At 71.5% G+C, this 22581-nt stretch carries 16 protein-coding genes; 5 read left to right on the forward strand and 11 right to left on the reverse strand.

The genetic code is table 11. From position 1 onward, the window contains the following. Positions 1-106 precede the first annotated feature (106 nt). From ACLJPL_RS22585 to ACLJPL_RS22600, 4 genes are all read right to left on the reverse strand, one after another. Positions 107-1042: an aminoglycoside phosphotransferase family protein gene (locus ACLJPL_RS22585; RefSeq protein WP_411082694.1), complete on the reverse strand. Its 936-nt coding sequence runs from the start codon at positions 1040-1042 to the stop codon at positions 107-109. Positions 1043-1416: 374 nt separating this feature from the next. Next, the gene (locus ACLJPL_RS22590) at positions 1417-2061 is read right to left on the reverse strand and encodes a hypothetical protein (RefSeq protein ID WP_411082695.1); all 645 of its coding nucleotides are present in this window, start codon (positions 2059-2061) and stop codon (positions 1417-1419) included. A gap of 291 nt (positions 2062-2352) precedes the next feature. After that, entirely contained in the window at positions 2353-4344 is a 1992-nt protein-coding gene (locus ACLJPL_RS22595) for an MFS transporter (protein WP_411082696.1), read from the reverse strand. Positions 4345-4536: 192 nt separating this feature from the next. Next, positions 4537-7125, reverse strand: a complete 2589-nt coding sequence (locus tag ACLJPL_RS22600) for a serine hydrolase (protein WP_411082697.1) — start codon at positions 7123-7125, stop codon at positions 4537-4539. Between the two features lie 193 nt (positions 7126-7318). Here ACLJPL_RS22600 and ACLJPL_RS22605 point away from each other — a divergent pair, with 193 nt between their 5' ends. The 3 genes from ACLJPL_RS22605 (at position 7319) to ACLJPL_RS22615 (ending at position 9773) form a co-directional block, all read left to right on the forward strand. Continuing rightward, positions 7319-8038: a GOLPH3/VPS74 family protein gene (locus tag ACLJPL_RS22605; RefSeq protein WP_093692004.1), complete on the forward strand. Its 720-nt coding sequence runs from the start codon at positions 7319-7321 to the stop codon at positions 8036-8038. Between the two features lie 370 nt (positions 8039-8408). Beyond that, on the forward strand, positions 8409-9266 hold the full coding sequence (locus ACLJPL_RS22610; protein WP_411082698.1) for a helix-turn-helix domain-containing protein: 858 nt from the start codon (positions 8409-8411) through the stop codon (positions 9264-9266). 300 nt (positions 9267-9566) lie between these two features. Then, positions 9567-9773 carry a DUF397 domain-containing protein gene (locus ACLJPL_RS22615; RefSeq protein WP_411082699.1) on the forward strand — a complete coding sequence of 69 codons (207 nt, stop codon included), beginning with the start codon at positions 9567-9569 and terminating at the stop codon, positions 9771-9773. A 180-nt stretch (positions 9774-9953) separates the two neighbouring features. Here ACLJPL_RS22615 and ACLJPL_RS22620 read toward each other — a convergent pair whose 3' ends face one another. Next, positions 9954-10799 (reverse strand): hypothetical protein, encoded by an 846-nt coding sequence (locus tag ACLJPL_RS22620; RefSeq protein WP_411082700.1) that lies wholly within the window; start codon positions 10797-10799, stop codon positions 9954-9956. A 108-nt stretch (positions 10800-10907) separates the two neighbouring features. On the opposite strand from ACLJPL_RS22620, the gene ACLJPL_RS22625 reads away from it, so the two are divergent. Next, positions 10908-11690: an SDR family oxidoreductase gene (locus ACLJPL_RS22625; protein ID WP_411082701.1), complete on the forward strand. Its 783-nt coding sequence runs from the start codon at positions 10908-10910 to the stop codon at positions 11688-11690. Between the two features lie 27 nt (positions 11691-11717). Here the strand turns inward: ACLJPL_RS22625 and ACLJPL_RS22630 are convergent, their stop codons facing one another. The 3 genes from ACLJPL_RS22630 to ACLJPL_RS22640 form a co-directional block, all read right to left on the reverse strand. Then, a complete protein-coding gene (locus tag ACLJPL_RS22630) occupies positions 11718-12836 on the reverse strand; it encodes an ADP-ribosylglycohydrolase family protein (protein ID WP_411082702.1) in 1119 nt (372 codons plus the stop codon). A gap of 185 nt (positions 12837-13021) precedes the next feature. Further along, a complete protein-coding gene (locus ACLJPL_RS22635) occupies positions 13022-13645 on the reverse strand; it encodes an AAA family ATPase (RefSeq protein ID WP_411082703.1) in 624 nt (207 codons plus the stop codon). Between the two features lie 9 nt (positions 13646-13654). Continuing rightward, positions 13655-16066, reverse strand: a complete 2412-nt coding sequence (locus ACLJPL_RS22640) for a tetratricopeptide repeat protein (RefSeq protein WP_411082704.1) — start codon at positions 16064-16066, stop codon at positions 13655-13657. Between ACLJPL_RS22640 and ACLJPL_RS22645 the strand changes: the two genes are divergently transcribed. Beyond that, complete coding sequence (locus ACLJPL_RS22645; protein ID WP_411082705.1) at positions 16065-16190, forward strand: hypothetical protein; 126 nt, start codon at positions 16065-16067, stop codon at positions 16188-16190. The genes ACLJPL_RS22640 and ACLJPL_RS22645 overlap by 2 nt on opposite strands. Positions 16191-16264: 74 nt before the next feature. Here ACLJPL_RS22645 and ACLJPL_RS22650 read toward each other — a convergent pair whose 3' ends face one another. The 3 genes from ACLJPL_RS22650 to ACLJPL_RS22660 form a co-directional block, all read right to left on the reverse strand. Beyond that, positions 16265-16870, reverse strand: a complete 606-nt coding sequence (locus tag ACLJPL_RS22650; RefSeq protein ID WP_411082764.1) for an HD domain-containing protein — start codon at positions 16868-16870, stop codon at positions 16265-16267. A 273-nt stretch (positions 16871-17143) separates the two neighbouring features. Then, complete coding sequence (locus ACLJPL_RS22655) at positions 17144-19663, reverse strand: hypothetical protein (RefSeq protein WP_411082706.1); 2520 nt, start codon at positions 19661-19663, stop codon at positions 17144-17146. Continuing rightward, positions 19660-22581, reverse strand: coding sequence for an ATP-binding protein (locus tag ACLJPL_RS22660; RefSeq protein WP_411082707.1), 2922 nt, complete (start codon positions 22579-22581; stop codon positions 19660-19662). The genes ACLJPL_RS22655 and ACLJPL_RS22660 overlap by 4 nt, the downstream gene beginning before the upstream one ends.

A 22581-nucleotide genomic window follows, 5' to 3' on the forward strand; every position in this document is an offset into this window, starting at 1 on the left:
TGAAGGGGGGCCAACTCCTCCTCGGGCACGGGGCCTCGGCCCCCGGCCCGCCCCGGAACCGCATAGTCCCTCACCCGTTCACTCACTCACTCACCCGTTCACCCGCTCACTCCGCGAGGATCTCGCCGATCACCCACCACGCGTTCCGCGCCATCACCGGGTTCGACTCCCGGTAGGCCGCGAGCTCCATCACCGCGATGGACAGGGCCCAGCCGCGCCCCCGCTCCCAGCTCGCGTCGTCCGCCTCGACCGCCGTACGGAACGCCTCCCTGGCGCCGGCGGGCAGCAGGTACCAGGCGGCGATCAGGTCGACGGCCGGGTCGGCCAGGCCCATGCACGCGAAGTCGATCACCCCGGTGAGGCGGCCGTCCGCGACCAGGACGTTGCCCGGTTGGAGGTCCCCGTGCACCCACACGGGCGCGCCCGTGAAGGCCGGGGCGGTCAGCGCCTTGTCCCACGCGGCGGTGGCCGCCCCCGCGTCCAGTACGCCGTCCAGCTCGGCCATCACCTTGCGCGTCTTCGCGTCCCGGGAGGCCAGGGCCTCGCTGCGGTACGCGGGCGGGCCGTCCGTGGCGTCGATCCGGCGCAGCGCGAGGACGAACTCCGCCAGGTCGGCGGCGAAGAGCTCCGGCGCCCATGTGCCGTCGCCGGGCGTCGGGTTCGCACCCTCGATCCAGGTGCACACCGACCAGGCCCGGGGGAAGCCCTCGGCCGGAACACCCTGAGCCAGCGGCACGGGGACCGGCACGGGCAACCGCGGGGCCAGCCGGGGCAGCCACCGGTGCTCCTTCGCCACGTCCGCCGCGCTGCCCTCCGTACGCGGCAGCCGTACCGCCTTGTCGTCGCCCAGACGGTGCACCGCGTTCGCCGTCCCGCTCACGTCGACCGCCTCCACCGGCAGGTCCGCCCAGTGCGGGAACTGCGCGGCGATCAGCGCGCGCACGAGGGTGGCGGAATCCAGGAGGGTGGATGCGGACGTGGCGGATTCCAGGGTGGTGGAAGCGGACGTGGCAAAGTCGGACGGGGCGGGGTCGCGGGTCATGGAGTGAGTGAACCAGCTGGGTTCCAGGCCGCACAACGTGGTCCGGTCAACCGCTGCGTCCGGCGTCTTCCCGGCGACGAGGCGCTCGGCGTGGGCGTCGGGCCGACCAGCACCGGCGGCCGCCGTATCAACGGCCTCGTGGCGAACACGGCGGTTCCTCGCCCCCGCGGCGTGACAGCACGCGACGGGGCCGGGACGTCGTCAACCGTGCCGCTGTCGGCGCAGGCGGGCCGGTTCGCCATCCATCAGGCTCTTCCGGGCGTGTATCGGTGTGCTCTATCGGTATGCTCCGCCGCGATCTCGCGGCATTGGGCCAGGCGTCGAACACACGTCGACAGGCATGTGCTCGACGCCCTTACGCCCCCCGAAGCGCGCTACTTCTGGAACAACTCGGGAATGGCGGAGGGGTCTTCGTCCAGCAGCACTTCAAGATCTTCCGGGGCGATCACGGGGTGATTCAGTTCAGGCGTCAAGGTGAACCGCATCCCCGGCCTGCAGAGCCGATAACCCTCCTGACTTCGGTAGTAGGAGAACGGAATTCCTGCGCTCTCCAGGCGTATCCCCATGCCCCACTCGACCTCGTCAGAGTGCAGCACGCGACACCCGCGCCGGGTCAGCTCCGGGATCACCCGCCGAAAGCTATGTGAACTCAGCGGATTTCCCACCACGTTCACTTCCATCAGGGTTTTCTGGTCCAGGAGCGGGGAGAGGTCGTCGATCCTGTTCCGCTGAAGATCCATTCGGTCCAGCTGGAGCGCACCCAGCCCGGAAACGTCCCGCAGCGCACTGTTCTTCGAGATCACGGCTCTGAGGGAAGTCATCTCGCACAACGGCTGAGCGACGGAAGGGACATCGCATCCGTTCATGATGAGGATGCGCAGAGAGCGAAGGAGTTCCAGCCCGTTCAGAGTTCTGGCGTTGGTGACGCTGATCGAGGTGATCCCGCCCAACTCGGCATCCTCGAAGGGGGCCTGGTGGCCAACGCTTCTGCTGATGCTCTGCAGTACTGACGTGTCCATCTCTGTCCTATCCATACTGTGCTGCCGTGAGCGGGGGCGGGCAGGTGGTTGAGGAGTCCTTCAAGCGCGCCGGATCCTACCCGGGCGGGGCCCGGCGAGGAGTTTTTGGCAGACGTCGGGAGTCACCCGGAGGAGGCCGGTGTCCCGCCCGACGCGAACGTCCTGGGCCAGCGGCGCAGCCGCACCCTCTCCCGGCCGGGGCCGTGCGTACGGGAATCGGGGCCGTACAGGGATCAGAGCCATACGGTAGTCAGAGCCGTACAGGAACCGTCCGGGCCGACCGCCCGGCGCTCAGCTGAGCTCCTCCGGGCACGGTGTCCCCGGCTGGAGTTGGTACGGGGCCGCCAGCCGGTACAACCCCGGCTTCGGGGCGAGGAGTTCGGTCCACTCGTCGCCGTGCTGTTCGTCCTCGACGATCTTGTTCAGGCAGCCGTGGAGGTTGTCGTAGGTCTTGGGGGCCGTCTCGTCCTCCTGCGTGCGCAGTTTGGACTCCTCGGTCTCCTGCGGCCGTTCCAGGCTCTTGCCCTGGTCGTCGACGAGCCCGAGCCAGCGGGTGTACGGGATCCGGATCAGGACCCGGCCGGGTGACTCCACGCGGATCGTCAGCTCGTTCGCGCCCGCCCGTTCCACCGTCGCGGGCGGATCGGCGAGCGGCGTCGGCCTCAGGACCCGGTAGAGCTTCCAGTTCTCGTCGCCCCAGATCTCCCGGAGGTAGGACAGCCCCGCCCCGACGAGCTCCGCCTCCTTCTCGGCCCCGCTGTCCGGCTTGCCGGTGGGCAGCACCACGTAGTGCACCGCCCAGCGGTCCAGCCACTGCCGGTAGTTCAGCGCGTCCAGGGTGCCGTCGTAGAAGAGCGGGTTGCGCTTCATGTCGGCCTGCCGGTTCCAGCCGCGGGCCAGGTTGTACGTGGCCAGCGCCGACGCCTCCCGGTGGCTGCTCGCCGGGACCACCTCGACCCTGCCCCTCTCCGCGCCGACCTGCTGGAGCTGGTTGACGAGGGGGGCCAGCTCGCGGGCCCAGGAGGCGGCGGGGGTGGTGCGGACGATGTCGTCGACGCTCTTGTAGCCGATCCAGAAGTTGAGCCCGGCGAACGCGAGCACCAGGGCGTACCAGCGGCGGCTGCGCGGCGCCGAGTACGGCAGGGCGGCGAGCAGCGCGACCCCGGCGAACAGCATCGCCATGCGGGTCACGTTCGACCCGATCTGCGAGTCGACGAAGTAGGTCAGCACGGTGCCGAGGCCGTAGACGGCGGCCGCGGTGCGGACGGTGCTCCAGTCGCGCGGTACGAGGACGAAGACGAGCACCGAGAACAGGAACGGCAGCGCCACCGTCCCCAGCGACATCGGCTGCGTACCGGAGAACGGGAACAGCAGGGAGGACAGCCCCACCACCGCGACCGGGGCGAGCCCGATCGCGTACGCGCCGGGGCGTCGTTTGTGCAGGAAGAGCGCGGCGGCGACGACTCCGAGGAAGAGCCCGGCGACGGGGCTGGACGCGGTGGCGAGGGCGGCGAGCGGGGCCGCGACGGCCGCCTTGGCCCACCGCTTGTACCGCCACCGGTGGGGCCAGCAGAACACGGCGGCGACGGCCCCGACCGCGAACATCATCCCGAGCCCGAACGTCACCCGCCCCGACAGCGCGTTGCACAGGTACGCGAACACCCCGGCGAGCGAGCAGGCCAGCGGATTGCGCACGGCCCGCACCCGGACCAGGATCAGCGCGGTCAGCCCGGCCGAGACCGTGCCGACGATCATCATCGTCGTCCGGACGCCGAGCATCGACATCAGATACGGCGAGACCACGCTGTACGAGACGGGGTGCATGCCCCCGTACCAGGCCAGGTTGTACGCCGTGCCCGGGTGCCGGCCGACGAACTCGGCCCAGGCGTCCTGCGCCGCGAGGTCGCCGCCGCCGTTCGCGAAGAAGAGGAACCACAGCACGTGGGTGACGGCCGCGGCCGCCGTGGCGATGGTGACGGGGTGACGGAGCAGCCGCCGGGCCGCGGTGGGCGGCTCGGGCGCTCCGGTCCCGGGCCCTGTCTTCGGCGGCGGGGATGGGGATGGGGATGTGGGTAGGGGTGAGGGTGGGGATGCGGATTCCGCCGGATTCTCGGCCGGGGATTCGACAGCGGATCCCGGGGTGCGCGGGGACGGCAGCCGGACGGCCGGGCCACTGCCGGCTTCACCGCCGCTGTCGACGCCCCTGCGGATGCCGTCGCCTCCGGCAGCCTCGCCGGTGGTGCTGTCCGCCTCGCGGCCGGGTTTCGGCTCCGCGGTGGTCACTACGGCTCTCCCCGTCCTCCGCCGGCCCCGTACGTCTTCGAGGACGCGTCCCGGCGTCCTCCAGTTGTCCGGGGACGCTAACACGTACCTCCGACACATGCTCCTGACATGGGCCCGGCGGGGAGAGGAGGGGGCGCACCCCTCTCCTCTCCCCGCCCGCGACGCTCCGCGCGCCCGCGATGCCCTGGGCGCTCAGCCGATCCTGGTCAGCTTGTCGCCGAAGGCCGGCTCGGGCAGGTCGTCCTGGAGGACCACCGGCGCCGTGACCTTTCCGGTGCCCGTGCCCACGGTCACCATGCCGACCTCGCTGCCGGCCTTCGCGGCGTGCGCGATGCCCTTGCCGCTGTCGGTGACCTTGAGCTCGACCTCCAGGCCGGACCAGCCGACCGCCTTGAGGTTCTTCGTCGCTATCACCGGGGTCCGCGCGCCGAAACCGTTGTCGACGTACCCGACCACGTCGCCCTTCTTCACCACCGTGGCGGAGGTGGGGGCCTCCTGCGCGTCCTTGATCAGCTTCAGGCTGTTGCTCAGGGACAGCGACAGGCTGTCGTAGACCCGGCCGGTTCCGGCCTGCTGGCCCATGACCGCTCCGTAGATCCACAGGATCTTGCCGTCGACCTTGGTGTTCGCGGACCAGAGCAGGTTGCCGCCGGCCGGGGTGGACGACCCGGTCTTGATGCCGCTCACGCCCGACTCCAGGAGCAGCGTGTTGTTGTTGTAGATCTTGCCGTCTATGCCCTTGATCTCGACCTCGGGCATATCCACGATCTTGCGGAAGACCTCGTTGCGCATGACCGCCTGGGCCAGTTTCAGCTGGTCGGTGGCGGTGGAGACGGTGGTCTTCTCCAGCCCGCTCGGGTCCGTGTACGTCGAGTCGGCCATCCCGAGGTCCTTGGCGGCGTCGTTCATCTTGTCGATGAACTTGTCCTCGCTGCCCGCGTCCCAGCGGGCGAGGAGCCGCGCCGCGTTGTTCCCCGAGGGGATCATCAGCAGCTGGAGCATCTCGCGCTGGCTGAGCTTCTGGCCGTTGGTCAGCGGGGCCACCGACTCGTCCGCGTTCTTGGACTCGTCCTCCGCCTTCTGGTCGGCGGTGATCGTCTCGCCCGCCTCGTCGCCCTTGAGGGGGTGCTCCTTGAGGATGACGTAGGCGGTCATGACCTTCGCGACGCTGGCGATGGGCGCCGGCTTCTGCGCCCCCTCGGTACCGAGCGACCCGACGCCGTCCACCATCACGGCGGACTGCCCCTGGCCCGGCCAGGAGAGCTTCGTCTCGCCGCCCTCGAAGGTGTACGTCGGCTTCGCCGTGAGCTCCAGGACCGGCTCCGGCAGCGGGCGCACCATCTGTACGATCGCAAAGACGATCAGCAGGAGGAGCACCAGCGGGGTCCAGATCTTGACCCGGCGAACCGCCGTACGAACCGGGGTCTCGGGCGGCGGCGGGGTGTTCGTCAGCTCGGCGAGCAGGTCCAGCGGCGGCCTCGGCGGCAACGGCTGCTGCCGGGTCCGCTCGGCGGCCGCCCAGGAGGGGGCGGGCGGCCGCGTGGAGGGCCCGGGGGTCCCTGAGGCGGCCGGGGCCGCCGGATCCGCGTCCGACGCGCCGGTGCCCGTGGGCGCTCCGGTCTCCGGCTTGCGGGGCGCGGGGGCGGACCGTACGTCGTCGGAGCGCAGGGGTACGAAGGTGCTCGTGCGCTCGACGGGGCTCTCGGGCTTCTCCGGGTCCGGCCCCGGACCCGGCTTCGACTGCTCCTTCTGGTCCTTCTGGTCCGCCTTCTCCTGCCCGGCCTTCTTCTGCTCCGGCTTCTTCTGTCCGGCCGGGGAGGTGCTCCGGGGCGCTCCCCCGGGCTTGTCGTCATCCGGAGCCTTGAGCTCGCGGAGCTCCTGGAGCTGCTGCGGCGAGAGCTTCAGCGCGGTCGTCGGCTGGTCGATCTTCCCGGCGGGCCCTATAGCCCTGAAGACCGCCGTGGGCTGATCGATTCCTCGCAGGTCGGAGCCGGATTCGGGGGTGTCACCGGCCTCGGCGTCGGCTTCGGCGGCGTCACCGGCGTCAGCTTCGGCTTCGGCGTCACCGGCGGCTTCAGTCTCGGTCCGCGTCTCGGCAGTCTCGGTCCGCGTCTCGGCGTCGGGCTGCTCGGCGGGCTTGGCCTCGGGCTCGCCTTCGGCCTCTTCGGCCGCTTCGGCCTTGCGACCGGCATCCCGCTCGGGCTCCCGCTCCGACTCCGGCTCCGCGTCAACGTCTCCGGCCGGCTTGTCCGCCGTGTCGTCATCGTCCTCGGCCGAGGCGTCGACCCACGCGGCCACGGCGGCGCGCAGCCGTACGTCTCCGGGCTCCGGCTCGGCCCCGGCGTCAGCGTCGGCGTTCTCGCCCGCCTCGGCATCGGCCCCGGCGTCGACCTCGTCCCGCGTGCCGCTCCCGGCCGTGCCCTCGCCCTCCGAGTCGCCCTCAGAAGCCTTCACAGCCGCATCGGGGCCCTTCGGGTCCTCGGAGCCCTCTACGGGCCCCTGAGGCGTTACAGCGCCCTCAGCACCGTCAGCGCCCGCACTGACTCCAGCACCTTCAGTGCCTTCAGTGCCCTCAGCAGCCGTCGTGGACTCTTCCGAAAGCCGGGGCCGGAAGACAGCCGTAGCCGCGTCCGCGTCGGCGGCCGTAGCCGCACCAGCATCTGCATCTACATCTGCACCCGCATCGGGATCGCGGAACACCGCAAAGCGCGGGTCGCGTTCCTCCGCAGCCGTCCCCGACGACTTCCGCTGCTCCGTTTTGTCGGGGGACTCGCCCGCCACCGATGCCTCCTCATGCGCTGCGGGGCACACCCCGCGCTGTCCGAACCATCTACCAGTGTCCTGTGTGAACCCCTGGCCGAGCTGCTAGACGAGAACGACATACCTACTGGTTCCCATACAAAGCAGTCAGGCGCTCTCGACAGACCAATGTGAGAGGGGTCACCCTGTCAGACATCCACGCGGGGAGGCATGGATGGGCAGGAGCCGCAGAACAATCCCGGAGGAGCTTCTGTTGCTCGCTCTGGACCCGACCACGGGTACCACAGCGCAGCCGCAGTCGCTCGACCTCGGCCTGGCCGGGGCACAGCTAGTGGAGCTGGCTCTGGCAGGACGGATAGCCCCTGACGGGGATCGTATCGCCGTGGTGATGCCACGGCCGACAGGAGATCCGACACTGGACTCCGCACTGGAGCTGCTGCGCCGTCGTGGCAGCCCGGTCCGGGCGGTCCACTGGATCGGCGGGCCCCGGCTGGGGCTGCGTCAGATCTATCTCGCTCATCTGGAGCGGTGCGGCATGGTTCATGCCGTGGCGGGCCAGATGTGCGGAGTGCTGCCGACGACTCGCTACCAGGCGACGGAGACGGCGATCAGCCGGGACATCAGGGCCCGGCTGGACAGCGCGATCCGCACCGGCGTACCGCCGGACCCGCGGACCGCGGCACTCGCCGCACTGGCCCACGCGGTCGGACTCGGCAAGCATCTGTACCCCGGGAACGAGGGGCGCTCGTCGCGCTCCCGGCTCCGGGACCTGATCAGGCACGACCCCATGGGCGGCCTCGTGGCGCATGCCGTGATGGACGTCCAGAACGGTGTGGCAGTCCAGCCGCGCCGTACGCAGCAGGCAGCGGGCGTTCCGTTGCAGCCGCAAGCACAGGCGCGTCGCGGCAGCATGGCGCACACCGCCGCGAGCTGACCCGGCACGCTCGGGCAGCACCGCGGAACCGCACGCCCGAGCAGAACCGCACGACCGCACCACCGAGCACGACCGCAGGCCGCGCAGAGGACCGCGCGGACGGCGGACAACCGCACACCGCCGCACCGTCGTCACAGACCCGGTTCGGGAGCCGCACCACGCGCGGGGCAGCCGGGATCCACCGGCTGCCCCGCGCGCTTGCGCGCCGTATCGCACGCCGTCCCGCGCGCCGGTGCGTGCTCCGGTGCGCGGCCGGGTGCTTATACCGCACGCACCTGCTTGTGGCCGTTTCCCAGCGCGGCCGGGGCAAGGGGTGGCAATCTGCTGAGCAGTAGATACGCACAGCTACATAGCCGGAGGTGCCGTTTCCGTGCCGTCCAACGTCAATCCCACTGTCAGGCGACGCAGGTTGGGCCAGGAATTGCGCCGCCTGCGCGAAATCAAAGGCATGACGGCCGAGGAGGTCGCGGAGCGCCTGCTCGTCTCCCAGTCGAAGATCAGCCGCCTGGAGAACGGCCGCCGCTCCATCAGCCAGCGCGACGTGCGCGACCTCTGCGGGGTGTACGAGGTCGAGGACGTCCGCATCGTCGACTCCCTCATGCAGATGGCCAAGGACTCGCGTCAGCAGGGCTGGTGGCACGCCTTCGGCGACATCCCGTACAGCGTCTACATCGGTCTGGAGACGGACGCGGAATCGCTGCGGGTGTACGAACCCCAGATGGTTCCCGGCCTGCTCCAGACCCGGGCGTACGCCGAGGCGCTGATCAGCGGCGCGCTTCCCGAGGCCCCGCCGTCGGACATCGAGAAGCGGGTCAACGTACGGTCGCGGCGTCAGGACCGGGTCAACGCGCCGGAGAGCCCGCTGCGCCTGTGGGCCGTCATCGACGAGTCGGCCCTGCGCCGGAAGGTCGGCGACAAGCAGGTGATGATCGACCAGTTGGAGCACCTCATCGAGCAGTCGCACCTGCCTCATGTGACCGTGCAGGTGCTGCCGTTCGAGATGGGGGCGCACCCCGGGATCAACGGGCAGTACGCGATCCTGGAGTTCCCGGACGCCGCGGACTCCAGCGTCGTCTACATCGAGGGCGTCACGAGCGATCTCTATCTGGAGAAGGCGCACGACGTGCAGCGCTACAGCGTGATGTACGAACACCTGCGGGCCCAGGCGCTGAACGTGGAGCAGACGCGGGAGTTCATCAGCAAGATCGCCAAGTCGTACACCGACTGAGGACCGGCTGAAGGACGGGTGAAGTCGACTGAGGCCGAGTGAAGATCAACTGATGTCCCGTGTCCCGCACCGACTGGTTCAGGACATCGCACCGCCCGTTCGACCGGACCCCGGCGGGCACCGAGTGAGTGGCGGCGGCACCATACACCGCCGCCGACTCACGACGTAAGGGTTGTAGGCAATATGCCATCCGGTCGAGTGAACGGCCATCTCATAGAAGGGGCTTGGCGAGTAGCGTCGATCACGCCAACCGGGAATCAGGTTGGTGCTACTCACCCAACTCTCTGAACCGGAGTGAACATGGCTATTCTTCAGGGTGCTACGGACATGTGGACGAAGTCGTCCTACTCCGGGGGCAACGGCGCGTGCGTCGAGGTCAAGTCCCCCGTCGCTCTGTCCATCGCCGTGCGTGACTCGAAGGCGCCCGAGGGCCCCTCGCTCACCTTCGTCCCCGGTGCGTGGAACGCGTTCGTGCGTGACGTCGCCGCGGGCACGGTCAACGCCTGATCGACGCCTGACCGACGCCTGTCGCCACGCATCGCCGGCATCACACGCGTCATCTGCACCACCTGCACTATCCGCATCACCCGCACCACCTGAGGGAGCCCTCTCGACCGGTCCGCCGTCCTGGCCGAGGGGGCTCGGCCCATGGCCCCCGCATCCGGCCCTCCGGCCCGGCCCCCGACCTCACCTCAACCGGTCGACGTACCGATCGGTCCCCGGCACGGTCGGAACGAACGGGGCGACCAGCTCGACCCGCCCCAGCCCCGCCTCCGCGACCGCCGCGTCCAGCCCCGTGAAGTGCGCCTCCCAGCAGGCCCGGGGATCCTCCTGGAGGAACCACAGCAGCGTCAGCCGGGTCCCCACCCCCTCGACCTGCTTCACGTACGCCATACGGTCCCCGGGCAGCGGCACCGGCCGGAAGACCGTCACCATGGCCGCCGGCGAACCGCTCAGCCGCTGCGGCAGGTGCCGGGAGCGCAGCCACTCCAGCAGCTCCGCCCGGCGCTCGGGCCCCTCGGCGTCGACGACCTGGAGGACCAGTCCCTCGTACGGGTGGTCGAGCGCGTGGAAGTCCCGGGGTCCGGCGGCTCCGTCGCGGTAGACGGTGGCCTCGTGGTCCTGGAAGGCCGTGAAGACGTGGGTCCGGTCCTGGTGGACCCGGCCGTCCCGGTTGAGCCGTTTGTTGATGGCGACGGTCCACTTCATGTGCTCGTCGTAGCGCCCCTCGGTCACCCAGTACGTCGACAGGTAGCACCCGGCCCCGGCCGGCTGCGCGACCGCCGACTTCTGCGGATAGCGCAGCTCCTGGAGGTCCTTGGTCGCCACCCACCGCCGGCCGGCGAAGATCCACGGCATGGCGGTGGCGCCCGCGTAGTAGTGGTCGTCCTCGTACCAGCGGTTGTACGCGTACTCGTGGCCCGGATGCGGTTCGACCATGGTGATCAGGGCATGCCCGGGGCGGACCCCGTACGGCCCCACGGCCGCCAGCTCCGCGTACCTGTCGGCATCGTTCCCGCGCTCAACCGCCATGTCGCCTGCCCTCCGCTTCCATCCGCCTCGCCCCTCCCCTTCCATCCGCCCCCGTCGCCCCCTACTCTGACGCTCCGTCAGATAAAGGACCAGAGCCGGGAGGCGACGATGTTGCTCGCGGGGAAGACCGTCGTCGTCTCGGGCGTCGGCGCGGGGCTCGGCCATCGGGTCGCGGAGACCGTCGTACGGGACGGCGGGCGCGCGGTGCTCGGAGCGCGTACGGCGGCGAACCTGGCCAAGTCGGCGGCGGAGATCGACCCCGAGGGCCGGCACACCGCCCAGCTGCCGACCGACATCACCGACGAGGCGCAGTGCGAGGCACTGGCCGCGCTGGCGGTCGAACGGTTCGGCGGGATCGACGCGGTGGTCCATGTCGCCGCCTGGGACGGCTACTTCGGCGGCCTGGAGGACGCGGACTTCACCACCTGGCAGTCGGTCATCGACGTGAACCTGCTCGGTACGCTGCGGATGACCCGGGCCTGCCTGCCCGCCCTCAAGGAGCGCGGCGGTTCGGTGGTGGTGATCGGCACGCAGTCCGCGGTGGCCGCCCCCTCCCAGGTGCGGCAGGCGGCGTACGCGGCGTCCAAGGGGGCGTTGACGTCGGCGATGTACTCGCTGGCACGGGAGTTGGGGCCGCACCGCATCCGGGTCAACACGGTGCTGCCGGGCTGGATGTGGGGCCCGCCGGTGCAGGCGTACGTCCAATTCACCGCGCACACCGACGGCGTACCGGAGTCCGAGGTGCTGGCCCGGCTCACCGAGCGGATGGCCCTGCCGGAGCTGGCAACGGACGGGGATGTGGCGGAGGCGGTCGCCTTCCTGGCCTCCGACCGGGCCAGGGCGATCACCGGGCAGTCCCTGCTGGTCAACGCCGGCGAACTGATGCGCTGAGAGCCCCTCCCCCGAAAGGGACCCGCTTCACGCCCCGCGCGGGTAGCGGGCCAGCCATCCGGGGGCGGCGGCGCTCGGGCTGTGCAGGGCCGGGCCCTGGGTCATCTCCATCGCGAAGTCGTCGGCCAGTTCGAGGAGGGTGGGGCGGCCCTCCAGCTCCGCGAGCCAGGCCGGCGGCAGCGCGGTCTCACCGTGCAGCGCGCCGAGCAGCGCCCCGCAGACGGACCCGGTGGCGCGGGAGGGCCCGCCGTGGTTCACGGCCAGGCGCAGCCCGTGCCGTACGTCCTCGCTGACCAGCGCGCAGTACACGGCCCCGGCGAGCACCTCCTCGGCCGCGTCGCCCGCCCCCAGCGCCTCGATCAGGGCGGGGCCCGGGATGCCCTGCCGCACGGACCCGAGAGCCTGGCGCAGGGCCTCGGTCACCGGTTCGTGGCCGGGGCGTTCGGTGAGCAGCCCCAGGGTGTGCTGCACGGAACCGTCCAGGGTGTCCCCGCGCGCCAGCCCGTGCACCAGTACGGCGAAGGCTCCGGCGGCCAGTTGGGCGGCGGGGTGGCCGTGGGAGTGGGCCGCGCACTCGACGGCGAGCTGGAGCACGAGCTGCGGTTCCCACCCCACGAGCAGCCCGAACGGCGCGGACCGGGTGAGCGCGGCCGCGTCCCGGGCGGTGGGGTTCTTGGGGCGTTCCAGTGTGCCCATGACGGTGTCGCCGAAGCCGCCGAGGCATTCCCGGGTGGGGTCGCGGCGGGCGTAGAGCCACTCCTCGGCGGCCAGCCACCCGTTGTCCTTGCGCCGCTCGTCGGGCCCCCAGTCGTGCTGGGTGGCAGCCCAGCGCAGGTGGGCGCGGTGCACGTCGGTGGGCGGATGCCAGGCTCCGGTGTCGCGGCGGACCTGGGCGCGGATCAGCCCGTCCACGGTGAACAGGGTGAGCTGGGTGAGAGCGGTGACGGCCCCGCGTCTGCCGTACGCGACGACGTAGTCGGTGACCCCCTCGGGCCCGTGGGCCTCGCGGATCTCCTCCAGCGCGAGCCCGCTGACCCCCGCTCCGAGCGCGTCGCCGACCGCCCCGCCGAGCAGGGCCCCGCGCACCCGGCTGCGGAAGTCCTGCTGCTCACGCCGACCCCAGACCGCCGCAGTCCCTGTGCTCACCCCGCCGCCTCCCGACACCCCGTGGTCGCCGCCTGTGCGGGCCTCCGCGGGCGACCGCCCCAGCACTGTAATCGAACGGGAACGGGGGGTAGAGGGGGCGACCGGGGAGCGGTACGGGGTACGTACAGGTATGTCGAGGGACGTCCCGCAGGTCGTTTTTGACCGGGCCGGTGGGGGCTCGGGCCCTACGGTCCGGGCGTGTCCCCCTGCCGCGCCACGGCGGCGAGAACGGCGTCGGCCGCCTCGTCCACCGTCCGCAGGGCCCCGACGTCGATCCGGTCCAGCCCGAGCGCGTCCACGGCCTCCACCATCAGTTCCTGGTAGCGGCCGGTGCGGGCCAGGAACCGGTCCATGAGCAGCCGCTCCCCGTCCGCGGCCTCCCCATAGCGCCCCGCCGCCCGCACCCGATCGCGTACGACGGTGGCTTCGGCGGTCAGCCAGACGGCGGCCGTACGCGGCAGTGCCAGCCGTGCGACCCGTTCGGGCCGGAGCGCCGAGCCCTCCAGCACCAGGCCCGGCCCGGTGGTTCGCGCGGCGGCGGCCGTGACCAACTCCTCGACGCGCGGCCAGAGCCGTTCGTAGTGGGCGAGGACGGAGTCGATGAGCTCGTCGGTGGTCAGGGTCGCGTAGTGCTCGGCGACATGGGGCGGCACCTCGTGCCCCGGCGTACGCCACGGCCGTCCCGGGTGCCGGGCCAGCCCGTCCGTGGAGCGGTGCTCGAAGCCGAGCCGCTCCGCCACCGCCTGGGCGACGGTCGACTTCCCGGTGTTCGAGGTCCCGCCGATCAGCACCGCCCGCACATCGCGCATGCCCCGAGCCTAAGACCTCCCGCCCCCGCCCAGCCGCTCCCGCTGAGTCCTGGCCCACGCGTAGCCCGGGTCCAGCTCCAGCGCCCGGTCCAGGTCCGCGCGCGCCTCCGCCGGGCGGCCCAGGGCCTCCAGCGCGAGGGCCCTGCTGCCGTACGCCCAGGCGTAGTCGGGGTCCAGGGCGAGGGCCCGGTCGTAGCAGGCGACGGCCTCCTCGTGGCGGCCCGTCGCCCGGTACACCTCGCCCCGCTCCCCCTCCGTCCCCGCCAGCCCGGGGGTGAGCTCCTCGGTCCGGTCCAGGTCGGCGAGCGCGCCCACCGGGTCGCCCAGCGCCGTGCGCACCCGGGCCCGCCGCACCAGCGCCCACCCGTACTCCGGCCACAGCGCGACCGCCCGGTCGAAGTCGTCGAGCGCCGCCTCGTTCCGGCCCAGGCGGTGGCGGACCAGGCCCCGACTGGCTAACGGCACCGGGGCGTTCGGGTCCAGGGCGTGGGCCCGGTCCAGCACGGTCAGGGCCTCCTCCAGCCGGCCCGTCCTGCGGTACGTCTCGCCCCGCTCGTACACCGCCCAGGCCCACGCCGGGGCGATCTCCTCCGCCCGGTCCAGGTCCGCGAGCGCCTCCTCGTAGCGGCCGAGCGACCGCAGGATCACCGCCCTTCCCTGGTAGGCGCGTTCACTGCGCGGGTCCACGGCGATCGCCCGCCCGTGGTCGGACAGCGCGGCGGCCGACTCCCCGGCCCGGAAGCGGTCCCAGCCCCGCGCCACGAGGGCGGCCGCCCGGTCGGTGTCCGTCAACTCGGCGCGGGTGAGGAGGAGTCCGAGTACGGCGGTGGGGCGGGGGCCGTGATCGGTTATGGCGGCGAGGAGGTCCCGGCCCCAGTCCCGCAGTACGGCGTTGTCGGCGTCCTCGCCCGCCTCCCCGAGCGTCTGGGCCCAGTGCCGGACGCGGGAGGGCCGCTGGTCGCACAGCGCGATCCCGGCGCGCAGGGCCTCGGGCAGCGCGGTGCGGGGGCGGGCGCAGAGCCGGTGGTAGAGCACTTCCAGGGCCGCCCGACGCCAGGGCTGCTCGGCCCAGAGCCGTTCCGGGTCGATGCCCTCGGCCGCCGCGTCCCGGCGCGCCGCGAAGGCTTCGGCCAGCCGGTCGTGCGCCGCCTTCCAGCGCTGCGGCGATCCGGTGCGCTGGAGCCGGAGCATCGGGGCCCGGACGACGGCGTGATAGCGGGAGTGCCCGGAATGCCGCTCGGCGACGAACGGCAGCTCGTGCAGCCATTCGTAGAGGCCGGACACGGCGTGCGGCCCGTCCTGCGGTGCGCCCACGGCCACGGCGACCAGGTCCTCGTCGAAGCGGCGGGGCACCGCACAGGCGAGCGCGGCAGCCCGGCGGGCCGGGTCGCCCTCGCCCGCCAGGAAGCGTTCGACGGCGGTGGCGTTCGCCTCACCGGCCGCGCCGGGGTTGGCGGCGAGCGTCGACACGAGGACCGGCAGCCCGCCGGAGAGCCGCAGCACCTCCCGTACGACGGGCTCGGCCACCACGCCCCGTCCCGTGAGGAGTTGGCGCGACTCGGCCTCGGTGAACGGTGCGAGCGGCACGTCGGCGACCATGCGGACCCGGTCGCCCCAGTGCAGGGGGTCCAGGCGGCGCTGGCCGGACAGCGTCAGGACGAGGTTCGCGGGCAGTTCGCCGTACCGCCCGGGGGCCAGCAAGTCCGTCAGCCACCGGTCCAGTTGGGGCGCGGTGCGCTCGTAGGTGTCCAGGAACAGGGCGACCCAGGGCACGGTGTCCGCGACCCGGTCGATCTCGGCGACGAACACCGGGGTGAGGACCCGCACCGGTTCCGCCAGCAGCCGGGCCTCCTCCTGCTGCCGGGCCCGCCCCCCGAACACCGCCCGCAGCCCGCCCGCGCCCCGGGCCAGCACCGCCGGGTCGATGCCCCCGGCCAGCGCCCCGACGACCGGTATCGCCCCGGCAGCGATCAGCCCGGCCTGGGCCGCGGCGAGCGCCCCGGCCGAAGGCCCTTCGTTCGACGCCTCGTTGTCCGCCGCGAGCCGACCGGCCGCGTCGTGAAGCGCCCGCCGGTAGGTGCCGAGGAGCCGGTCCAGCGCTTTCAGCGGATGCCCCTGCTCGGCGAACTGCTCGGCCAGGGACGCGAGTACGTCCGGCACCGAGTCCGCGCTCTCGTCGACCGACGCGGTGACGGCCCCGAACTCCCCGGCCGCTTCACGCCATTCCCGTACGAGCGAGGTCTTGCCGACCCCCGCGTTGCCCCGCACATGGAAGACGAACCGGTGCCGGGGGTCCTCGGGCGGGGTCGTCAAGTTCCGTCGGAAGAGGTCGAGTTCAGCCTGCCGCCCGACGAAGGCGGCGCGCCGCTGCCCTTCGATGATCTGCTGGAGGGAGAGGCGGCGGGGGTTGGACGGAGGCATGGGCCCCAGTCTGTCAGTCGGCCTCGACGTCCGGGAGCCGCTGCCCCCGACTGCGCGCGACGATCAGCGCCTCATCACCGCCCCCGCCTGGGCGGCCTTCGTGGAGTTCGCGGCCGAGGGCTGAACCGGGACCCATCGCCGTACGCCGTAGGGTCCGCGCTTCCGTCCTCGACCGGGCCGGAGGCGCGGCCCCTTCCGTCAGGCGGGGCGGGTGTCCAGGTGTCGATAGGCGTCCCGCCAGGAGCGGTAGGTGTCTTCGAACCAGGGAATCCCGGCAGCGAGCGGGAGGACGTTCTCGCATGTCTCGCGGTAGTAGCTGCGCTGCTTCTCGGGCCGTGGATGCGTCCCCAGCCTCTGCACATTGCTGTAGCGATCGGCCAGTTTGAGCGACACGACCTCCTGCGGGGCGGACCGGATGCTGTGGAGGTACCGCAGGCGGACCGGGCCGGGGTCCTCCCCGGGAGCGGGATCCGGCTTGGTCACCCAGGCCACCAGCTCCGCCACGCGGGGGCCGAACGCCTCCCGGACCTCTTCGATCGTGCAGTCCGTGTCCTCCACCACGTCGTGGAGCACCGCCGAGATCAGCACATCCTCATCATGGATACCGGCACCCAGCACCAGGATCTCCACGACCTCGAAGAGATGCTCCGCATACGGCTCCCCGGCGGGCCGCCGCTGGGTCCCGTGGAACCGCCGGGCGAACTCCACGGCCGCGTCCAGGCGCTCCAGTGAGACTGAGGGGGCGTGGAGTGCCAGTTCTCGGCGTCCGGTGTTCCAGTCGTGCCACGAGTCGAACACGCGCATCGTCACGGCTACTCCGCCTCCGACTCTTCCAAGGTCCGCCTGTACTCCGGCCATCGAGGCAGGGTCGACGGGGGTTCGCCCTCACGGACCGGCCGGGTCTCGAATTCCCCCACGATGCGTCGGCGTGTGATCTCGTCGAAGGATTCCTTCCTGATGCCCTTCATTTCCTCCGGCGACGCGCACTCCCGCTCATCGATCACGAACACGGGGGAACTGAACCCATCGGCGGACTTCCGATGAAAAATAGAGATCCACGTGAACCTGCGCATCTGCTCACTTGTCACTGGAATGCCTCCGAATCGTCTCTTCCTGGTCCAACGCCGCCGCTTCCGCCTGCATGGTACGCACGACCCGTTTCTCGTCGTCCGACGCGTTGACATGATCCTTGTAGACCGTGTTGTGTTCGAGGTCGGCCGCGACGGAGGCCCGCTTCGTGGTGAGCTGCAGTTCGTAGGTGTACGGCTTGCCTCCCGCCTCGATGCTCACCACCATGGGAATGACCCGGTAGTTCGGATTCCCATTTTTGGGCTCGGCGTACATGTTCTCGATCTCCAGAATGCGCCCCCCTTCGCCACCCACGCCGAAATGCTCCTTCGCTCCTTCGAGGAGTGATTCAAGCTGTGCGGTGTCCTTCGCGGTGATCCGCGCGCCCACCGCGTCGATCACATCCCCCACCTGATAGTCCGGGCGGGCCGGTCTGCCCTCACTTCCCGAGGTCATGCGCTGCACTTTGTCGACCAGGCCATCGGCGGATTTGGTACGCGCGGAGAATTCCACCCCCTCCGCGTCCGGCAACCTGTCGATGAGGCCGATCACGTCCTCGAACACCGCCGGCTCCACCTCATGCTGCAACCGATCCGCGTAGTCACTGAGATGTTCGCTCTGCTCGCCGCTCACGTCCGGGCCGAGTGTGCGTGCCTCGGGGTCGGCCGCTTTGGACTCCTGTACGTACACACCCTTTCTGCTCTCGCCGTCCACCCTGTTGATGTCATCGCTCACGCGATCGAACAACGGACCCCGACCGGGGTTCTGAGCGGTGTACGACGTCAGGGAACCCTCCTTCCCCAGCAATCGTCCCTCCGCGACCTCCTTGATGATGCCCATCGTCGCTTCGGCTCGCCCTGGCTCCTTGAGCCCTTCGGTCAGGTCCAGCCTGTTCGTGTCCTCGATCAGTTTGGAGAGCACTGACGTCACCTCGGGGTGCTGGTCCCCCAGAGCTTCCCTGACGACATCAAGCCGCTGATCCGGCGCTCCGTGCCGCGTGTCGGCTCCGAGATCCCCTGGGCCGTCCGCCTTCGCGGTCCCCTGGTGCTCCGGCCCCTGCGAGGGGGCGCCCTCGGCGGCTGTCGCGGCGTCGGGGGAGGCATCGTGACCGGCATCGGGCGAGAAGCGGCCGCCGCCTTGGTTTTCCCGCGCGCCGGCCATCGCTCGATGCACGTCCCCTCTCGCGGCGGCCTCGGAGACGGTTGCGCTCACCGCGCTGGTGATCGTGCCCGCCACATCCAAAGCTGCCTCGGCCACCGCCGCTCCGACCTCGATACCCGCTTCGACGCCGGCATCGACGCCCGTGTCGGCGTCGGTTCCGCCGGTGTCCGACAAGGAGTCCCCGGCAGGCTGCGAGGGGTCTCCGCCCTGCGGACGGCCATCCGGACCGGGTTCGGGGTCCACGGTGTTGTCAGCGGGTGGTGAGAAATCCGTGGAGCCCTCCGGACGCCCCACCCCCTCCGCGCGCGGCTGCTGCTCGGATGTCTCCCCTTGTGTTTCCTCCCGTGCTTCCCCCTGCCGGGGCGGTACGTCCTCGGTGCGCGCGCCGTCGCCGTGTCGCCCAGCGAGTTCGCTTCCCGGTCCGGACGGTTCCGGAGCACCTTCCCCGCCCCGCGCATCGGCGTCGGGCCCGGCCTCAGGCGACTCCGCGCCCTGTTCCGCCGGAGCCGAGGGGCGTTCGGCGGTCTCGGGTGCGCTTGTGGCCGCCCCCGACCGTTCTGACGCCTCGTTGTCCTCCGCTGGGGAAGCGCCCGCGCCAGCCTCGTGCCGGGTTTCTGCGGGGTCGTGCGACGCGTCGTCCGCAGGGGTGTGCGACCCGGTCCGGTCGGGCAGGTCGCTTCCCTTTTCGTCCGTGTGGTCGGGCGTTGTGGCCCCGTCCCGGTCGGGCTCGGGGGGATCGTCCGCGTCGGGCGTTGTGGCCCGGTCACCGTCGGATGCGGTGGCCCCGTCCGGGTCGGGTTCGCCAGTCCCGCCGTCCGCGTCGGGCTCGTCGCTTCGGGACGCCGCGTCCGGGGTGTCCGGGGTGTCGGGCTCTGTCACCGGCTCGGCATCGTCCCCGTCCGGCTTCCGCGGGTCGTCGTCCTGAGCATCCGCCGGGGGCTCGTCCGGCGCAGGCTCCTCGAAGTCCTCGTCGCTGAACTCTGCGCCCTCCGGTGGGTTCTTCCAGCCGTCGTCCGCCCCCACCCGGCCCTTTTCATTCCGGTCGTACGTCTGCGCCGCGGCGTCGGCCGTGTTCTGGTCCTGTGGCAATGAGCCGCTGTCCGTCTTCAGCCCCTCGTCCCCGGACACCGCCTCGTCACTCGTGCCGCTCTTGTCGTTCTTGTCATACGTCTCGTGCTCGCGGCCGTTGACCGCGCCGGGCGCCCCACTCCCCTCACCGGGCGAACTCCGACCGGGCGGCTCGTTCGCACTCCCGGTGGGATCCTCTGCTCCCTCCCGGGGACTGTCCGATCCACCCCGGGAGTCGTTGGCGGGCGGCGGGGGCGGAGGGGGTGGAGAAACATCCGTACCGAACCCGTGGTCGCTCATCCGCACTCCTTGGCAATGCGCTCGACCAGCTGGGAGAGTGCCGGGGCCAGCCGCTCACCCGTGCACGCGAGGTGGAACGCACGCTCCACCTGTGCGGCGGTGGTCCCGCCGGTGAGGGCGAGTATCGCGGTGCGCAGGCCGCTGGCGCGGACGTCCCCGACGCGTGCGTGGACGCGGTCCTCGGCGTAGTGGGGCAACTCCTGGATCTCATTGATGCGGTCGATCGTGGCGGTGCTCGTCAGGACGAGACCGCGTGCCGCCCAGTCCGCGACCTCCGCGGGGTCGATCACGAAGTCCTCGCCCTTCCTGCGCGCGGCGTGCAGCGTCAGCAGGACGTCTCTCCAACGGTAATTGGCGTAGGCCAGCCGCCGGGGATCGCCGGTCGGCGGCGGTCCGTGCCCGAGATCGTGGGTGAGCCGGCACAGGAGACCTTCGGCGAACTCCTCGGGGTCCACTTCGGCGCGCATGAGCGGCGCACGTGCGGCGGTGGCCCGTTCGACCGCGTAGATGAGGGCGCACTCGCGGTGCCGGGCCGACAGCGTGTTCAGTCGCTCCCGCAGCGGTGTCGCGGATCGGGGTGCGGCCTTGCCCATCGCCTGTGCGGACGCCACTGCCTCCGCCCACACCACCAGGAGGGGGTCGTCGCTGTGGTAGGTCGCGTCGTTCATGGTGCGCAGGGTGCAGGGGTCAGCACCGCAGGCCGCCGGACACAGCGGACTGCGGCTGCCCAACAGCGGCGGCACCGTTCTCGCCGCCGCCGAACTCTCCCGGTGCTCGTCGTGAGGGAGGGCCAGAAGAAGCGGACGGTCCATTCCGTCCGCGGCCACCGCCGCTCGCCCCGGCGGAAGGGAGACGACGTACTCGCTCTGATCGCTCTGGAGGTTCATCGTCGCACCGACCGCCTGCCGGTCGTCGGCCGCGGGAAGCCGGTGCATGATCTTCAGCGCGCTGTTCTTGACGACGTCGGGCAGGATCTTGCTGGGGATCTGCTCGACGATGACGACCCCCTCCCCGTAGGCGCGGATCTCCGCCAGGAGCGAGGCGAAGAGTTCGACGGCCGCCGCGGCGGGCCCGTTCTCGACGTTCTTGAGGAGCCGGTGAGCCTCCTCCACCACCAGGATGTGGCTCAGCGGGACGCCTCCCTCCCCGTGATGGACCCGCAGGTGCTCGACCAGGCGGATCAGGACGGTGCCGATGAGGAACGCCTTGTCCTGGTCGTTGGTGAGGGATTCGAGTTCGAGTACGACATTGCCGGCGAGCAGGCCCGCGATGTCGAGCGGGTGGCCGCCCTCGAAGAAGCGGCCGGGTGTGCCCTCCCGCAGGCTGCCGATGCGGACGTCCACGAAACCTCGGACATCGGCGGTGACCTCCTTCCCGTACCCGATGGACTCCACGACGCGCTGCGCGCTCCGCTGGAGATCGCCGAGCGTGGGATAGCGGCCGCTGCGGGGTTCGTCGGGATCGGTCAGCCGGAACTTGGGCCGGTGGACCGGCCGTGGCTCGCCGGTGACCAGGTCCCAGCCGGTGGCGGTGTAGCACTGGGTCAGAGCCCGTGCCAGAACCTGCGGGAAGGGCTCGTGGCCCTCGAACGCCGCCAGGAACAGCGCCCGGACGAGGTCCACATGGCTCTGCAACGGGAAGCCCGGCTCCGGTTCGAGCGGATTGAGGGAGGCCGGGGCGACGTCGACGGCCCCCGGCCTGATCACGGTGACGGAGCCCGCCGTGCCCAGGCGGCCGGCCATGCGCGCGTACTCGGCCTTGGCAGGCTCTATCGCCAGCCACGGTATGGGGTCCTGGTGCGTGGAGAGGGCCGTGAGGAGGCTCCGTACGGTCTGGGATTTCCCGGAACCCGTCGCACCGCAGACGAACGCGTGCCGGTTCAGGGTGGGTCGCGCGATCCTCAGTTCACCGCTGGGGCACAGGGCGGCGTCAAGGATGCGGCCCAGCGGAAATCCCGCCGCCGGCCCCCCGCCCTCGGCGTCGTCGGCGGTCACATCGAAGGTGTGGGGCGCCACCATGCGGATGCCCGGCAGTTCCCTGCTGGGCGGCCTGGCCAGTGCCGCCACCAGTTCGGCGGGGGCGAGGAAAGGAGAGCTTCCCGGTACCCCGTCCGAGACGACGGGCTCGGCCAGTGCCTGCCGGAGCGGTACGGGCCGCCCGGTCGGAACGAGCAGATACGGCAGGTCATCCAGGTCTCCGGCACCACAGAGCAGGGCGGCGGCCGCGTGCGCGGCCCCGGCATCCTGCCCGCCCACCAGTACATGCACGAGCCACAGACCGGTGCCCAGTGCCAGGGTCAGCTCCCGGTGCCGCGCCTCGGCCCGCTCCAGGGCGAGCCGGTCCGCAGCCGAGTTCTCCCGCTGGCGCAGCCGTGGAATCCGCAGAGCGAGCGCCGACCGCTCCTGTTCGAGCCGCTCCGCCCGCACCGGCTCCGCCATCAGCAGCCAGGCGAAGGCATTCGGCAGATGGGCGACGGCGTCGTCGAAGGAGCCGCGCCGTCCGGCAGGCAGTGCCCGGTCGTCAGCGCCCAGTTTGAGGGCGTCGGGGAAGCCCGTGCAGCGCAGCCAGTGCGGAAACCCCTGGAGGAGAGCGGACACCTCGCCGGTGTCCACCGGATCGGCGGTGGCTCCCGGCGGGTAGAGCAGCGCCGGCCCCGGACCGGCGGCGGGCGGGAAGAAGGGGCTTCCGCCCGCCAGGATGTGCAGCGGCTCGCCCGAACCCGGCCGTACCCAGGCGGTGGCGATGGCCGCCCCCTCACCCTGAAGGCCGAGTACGGCATGGGCGGCGGTGACCGCCGCTGTGAGCTGCGCGGGCGTACGGTCCTCCTCGCCCGGGACCTCGGCACGCCGTGGCAGCGTCCGTATCCGATGGAACCGGTGGGAGGGGAACAGGCCGTCCGGTGGCTGCGCCTTCGGCAT

It is taken from the genome of Streptomyces sp. cmx-18-6, from assembly GCF_046548915.1.
Lineage (GTDB): Bacteria > Actinomycetota > Actinomycetes > Streptomycetales > Streptomycetaceae > Streptomyces.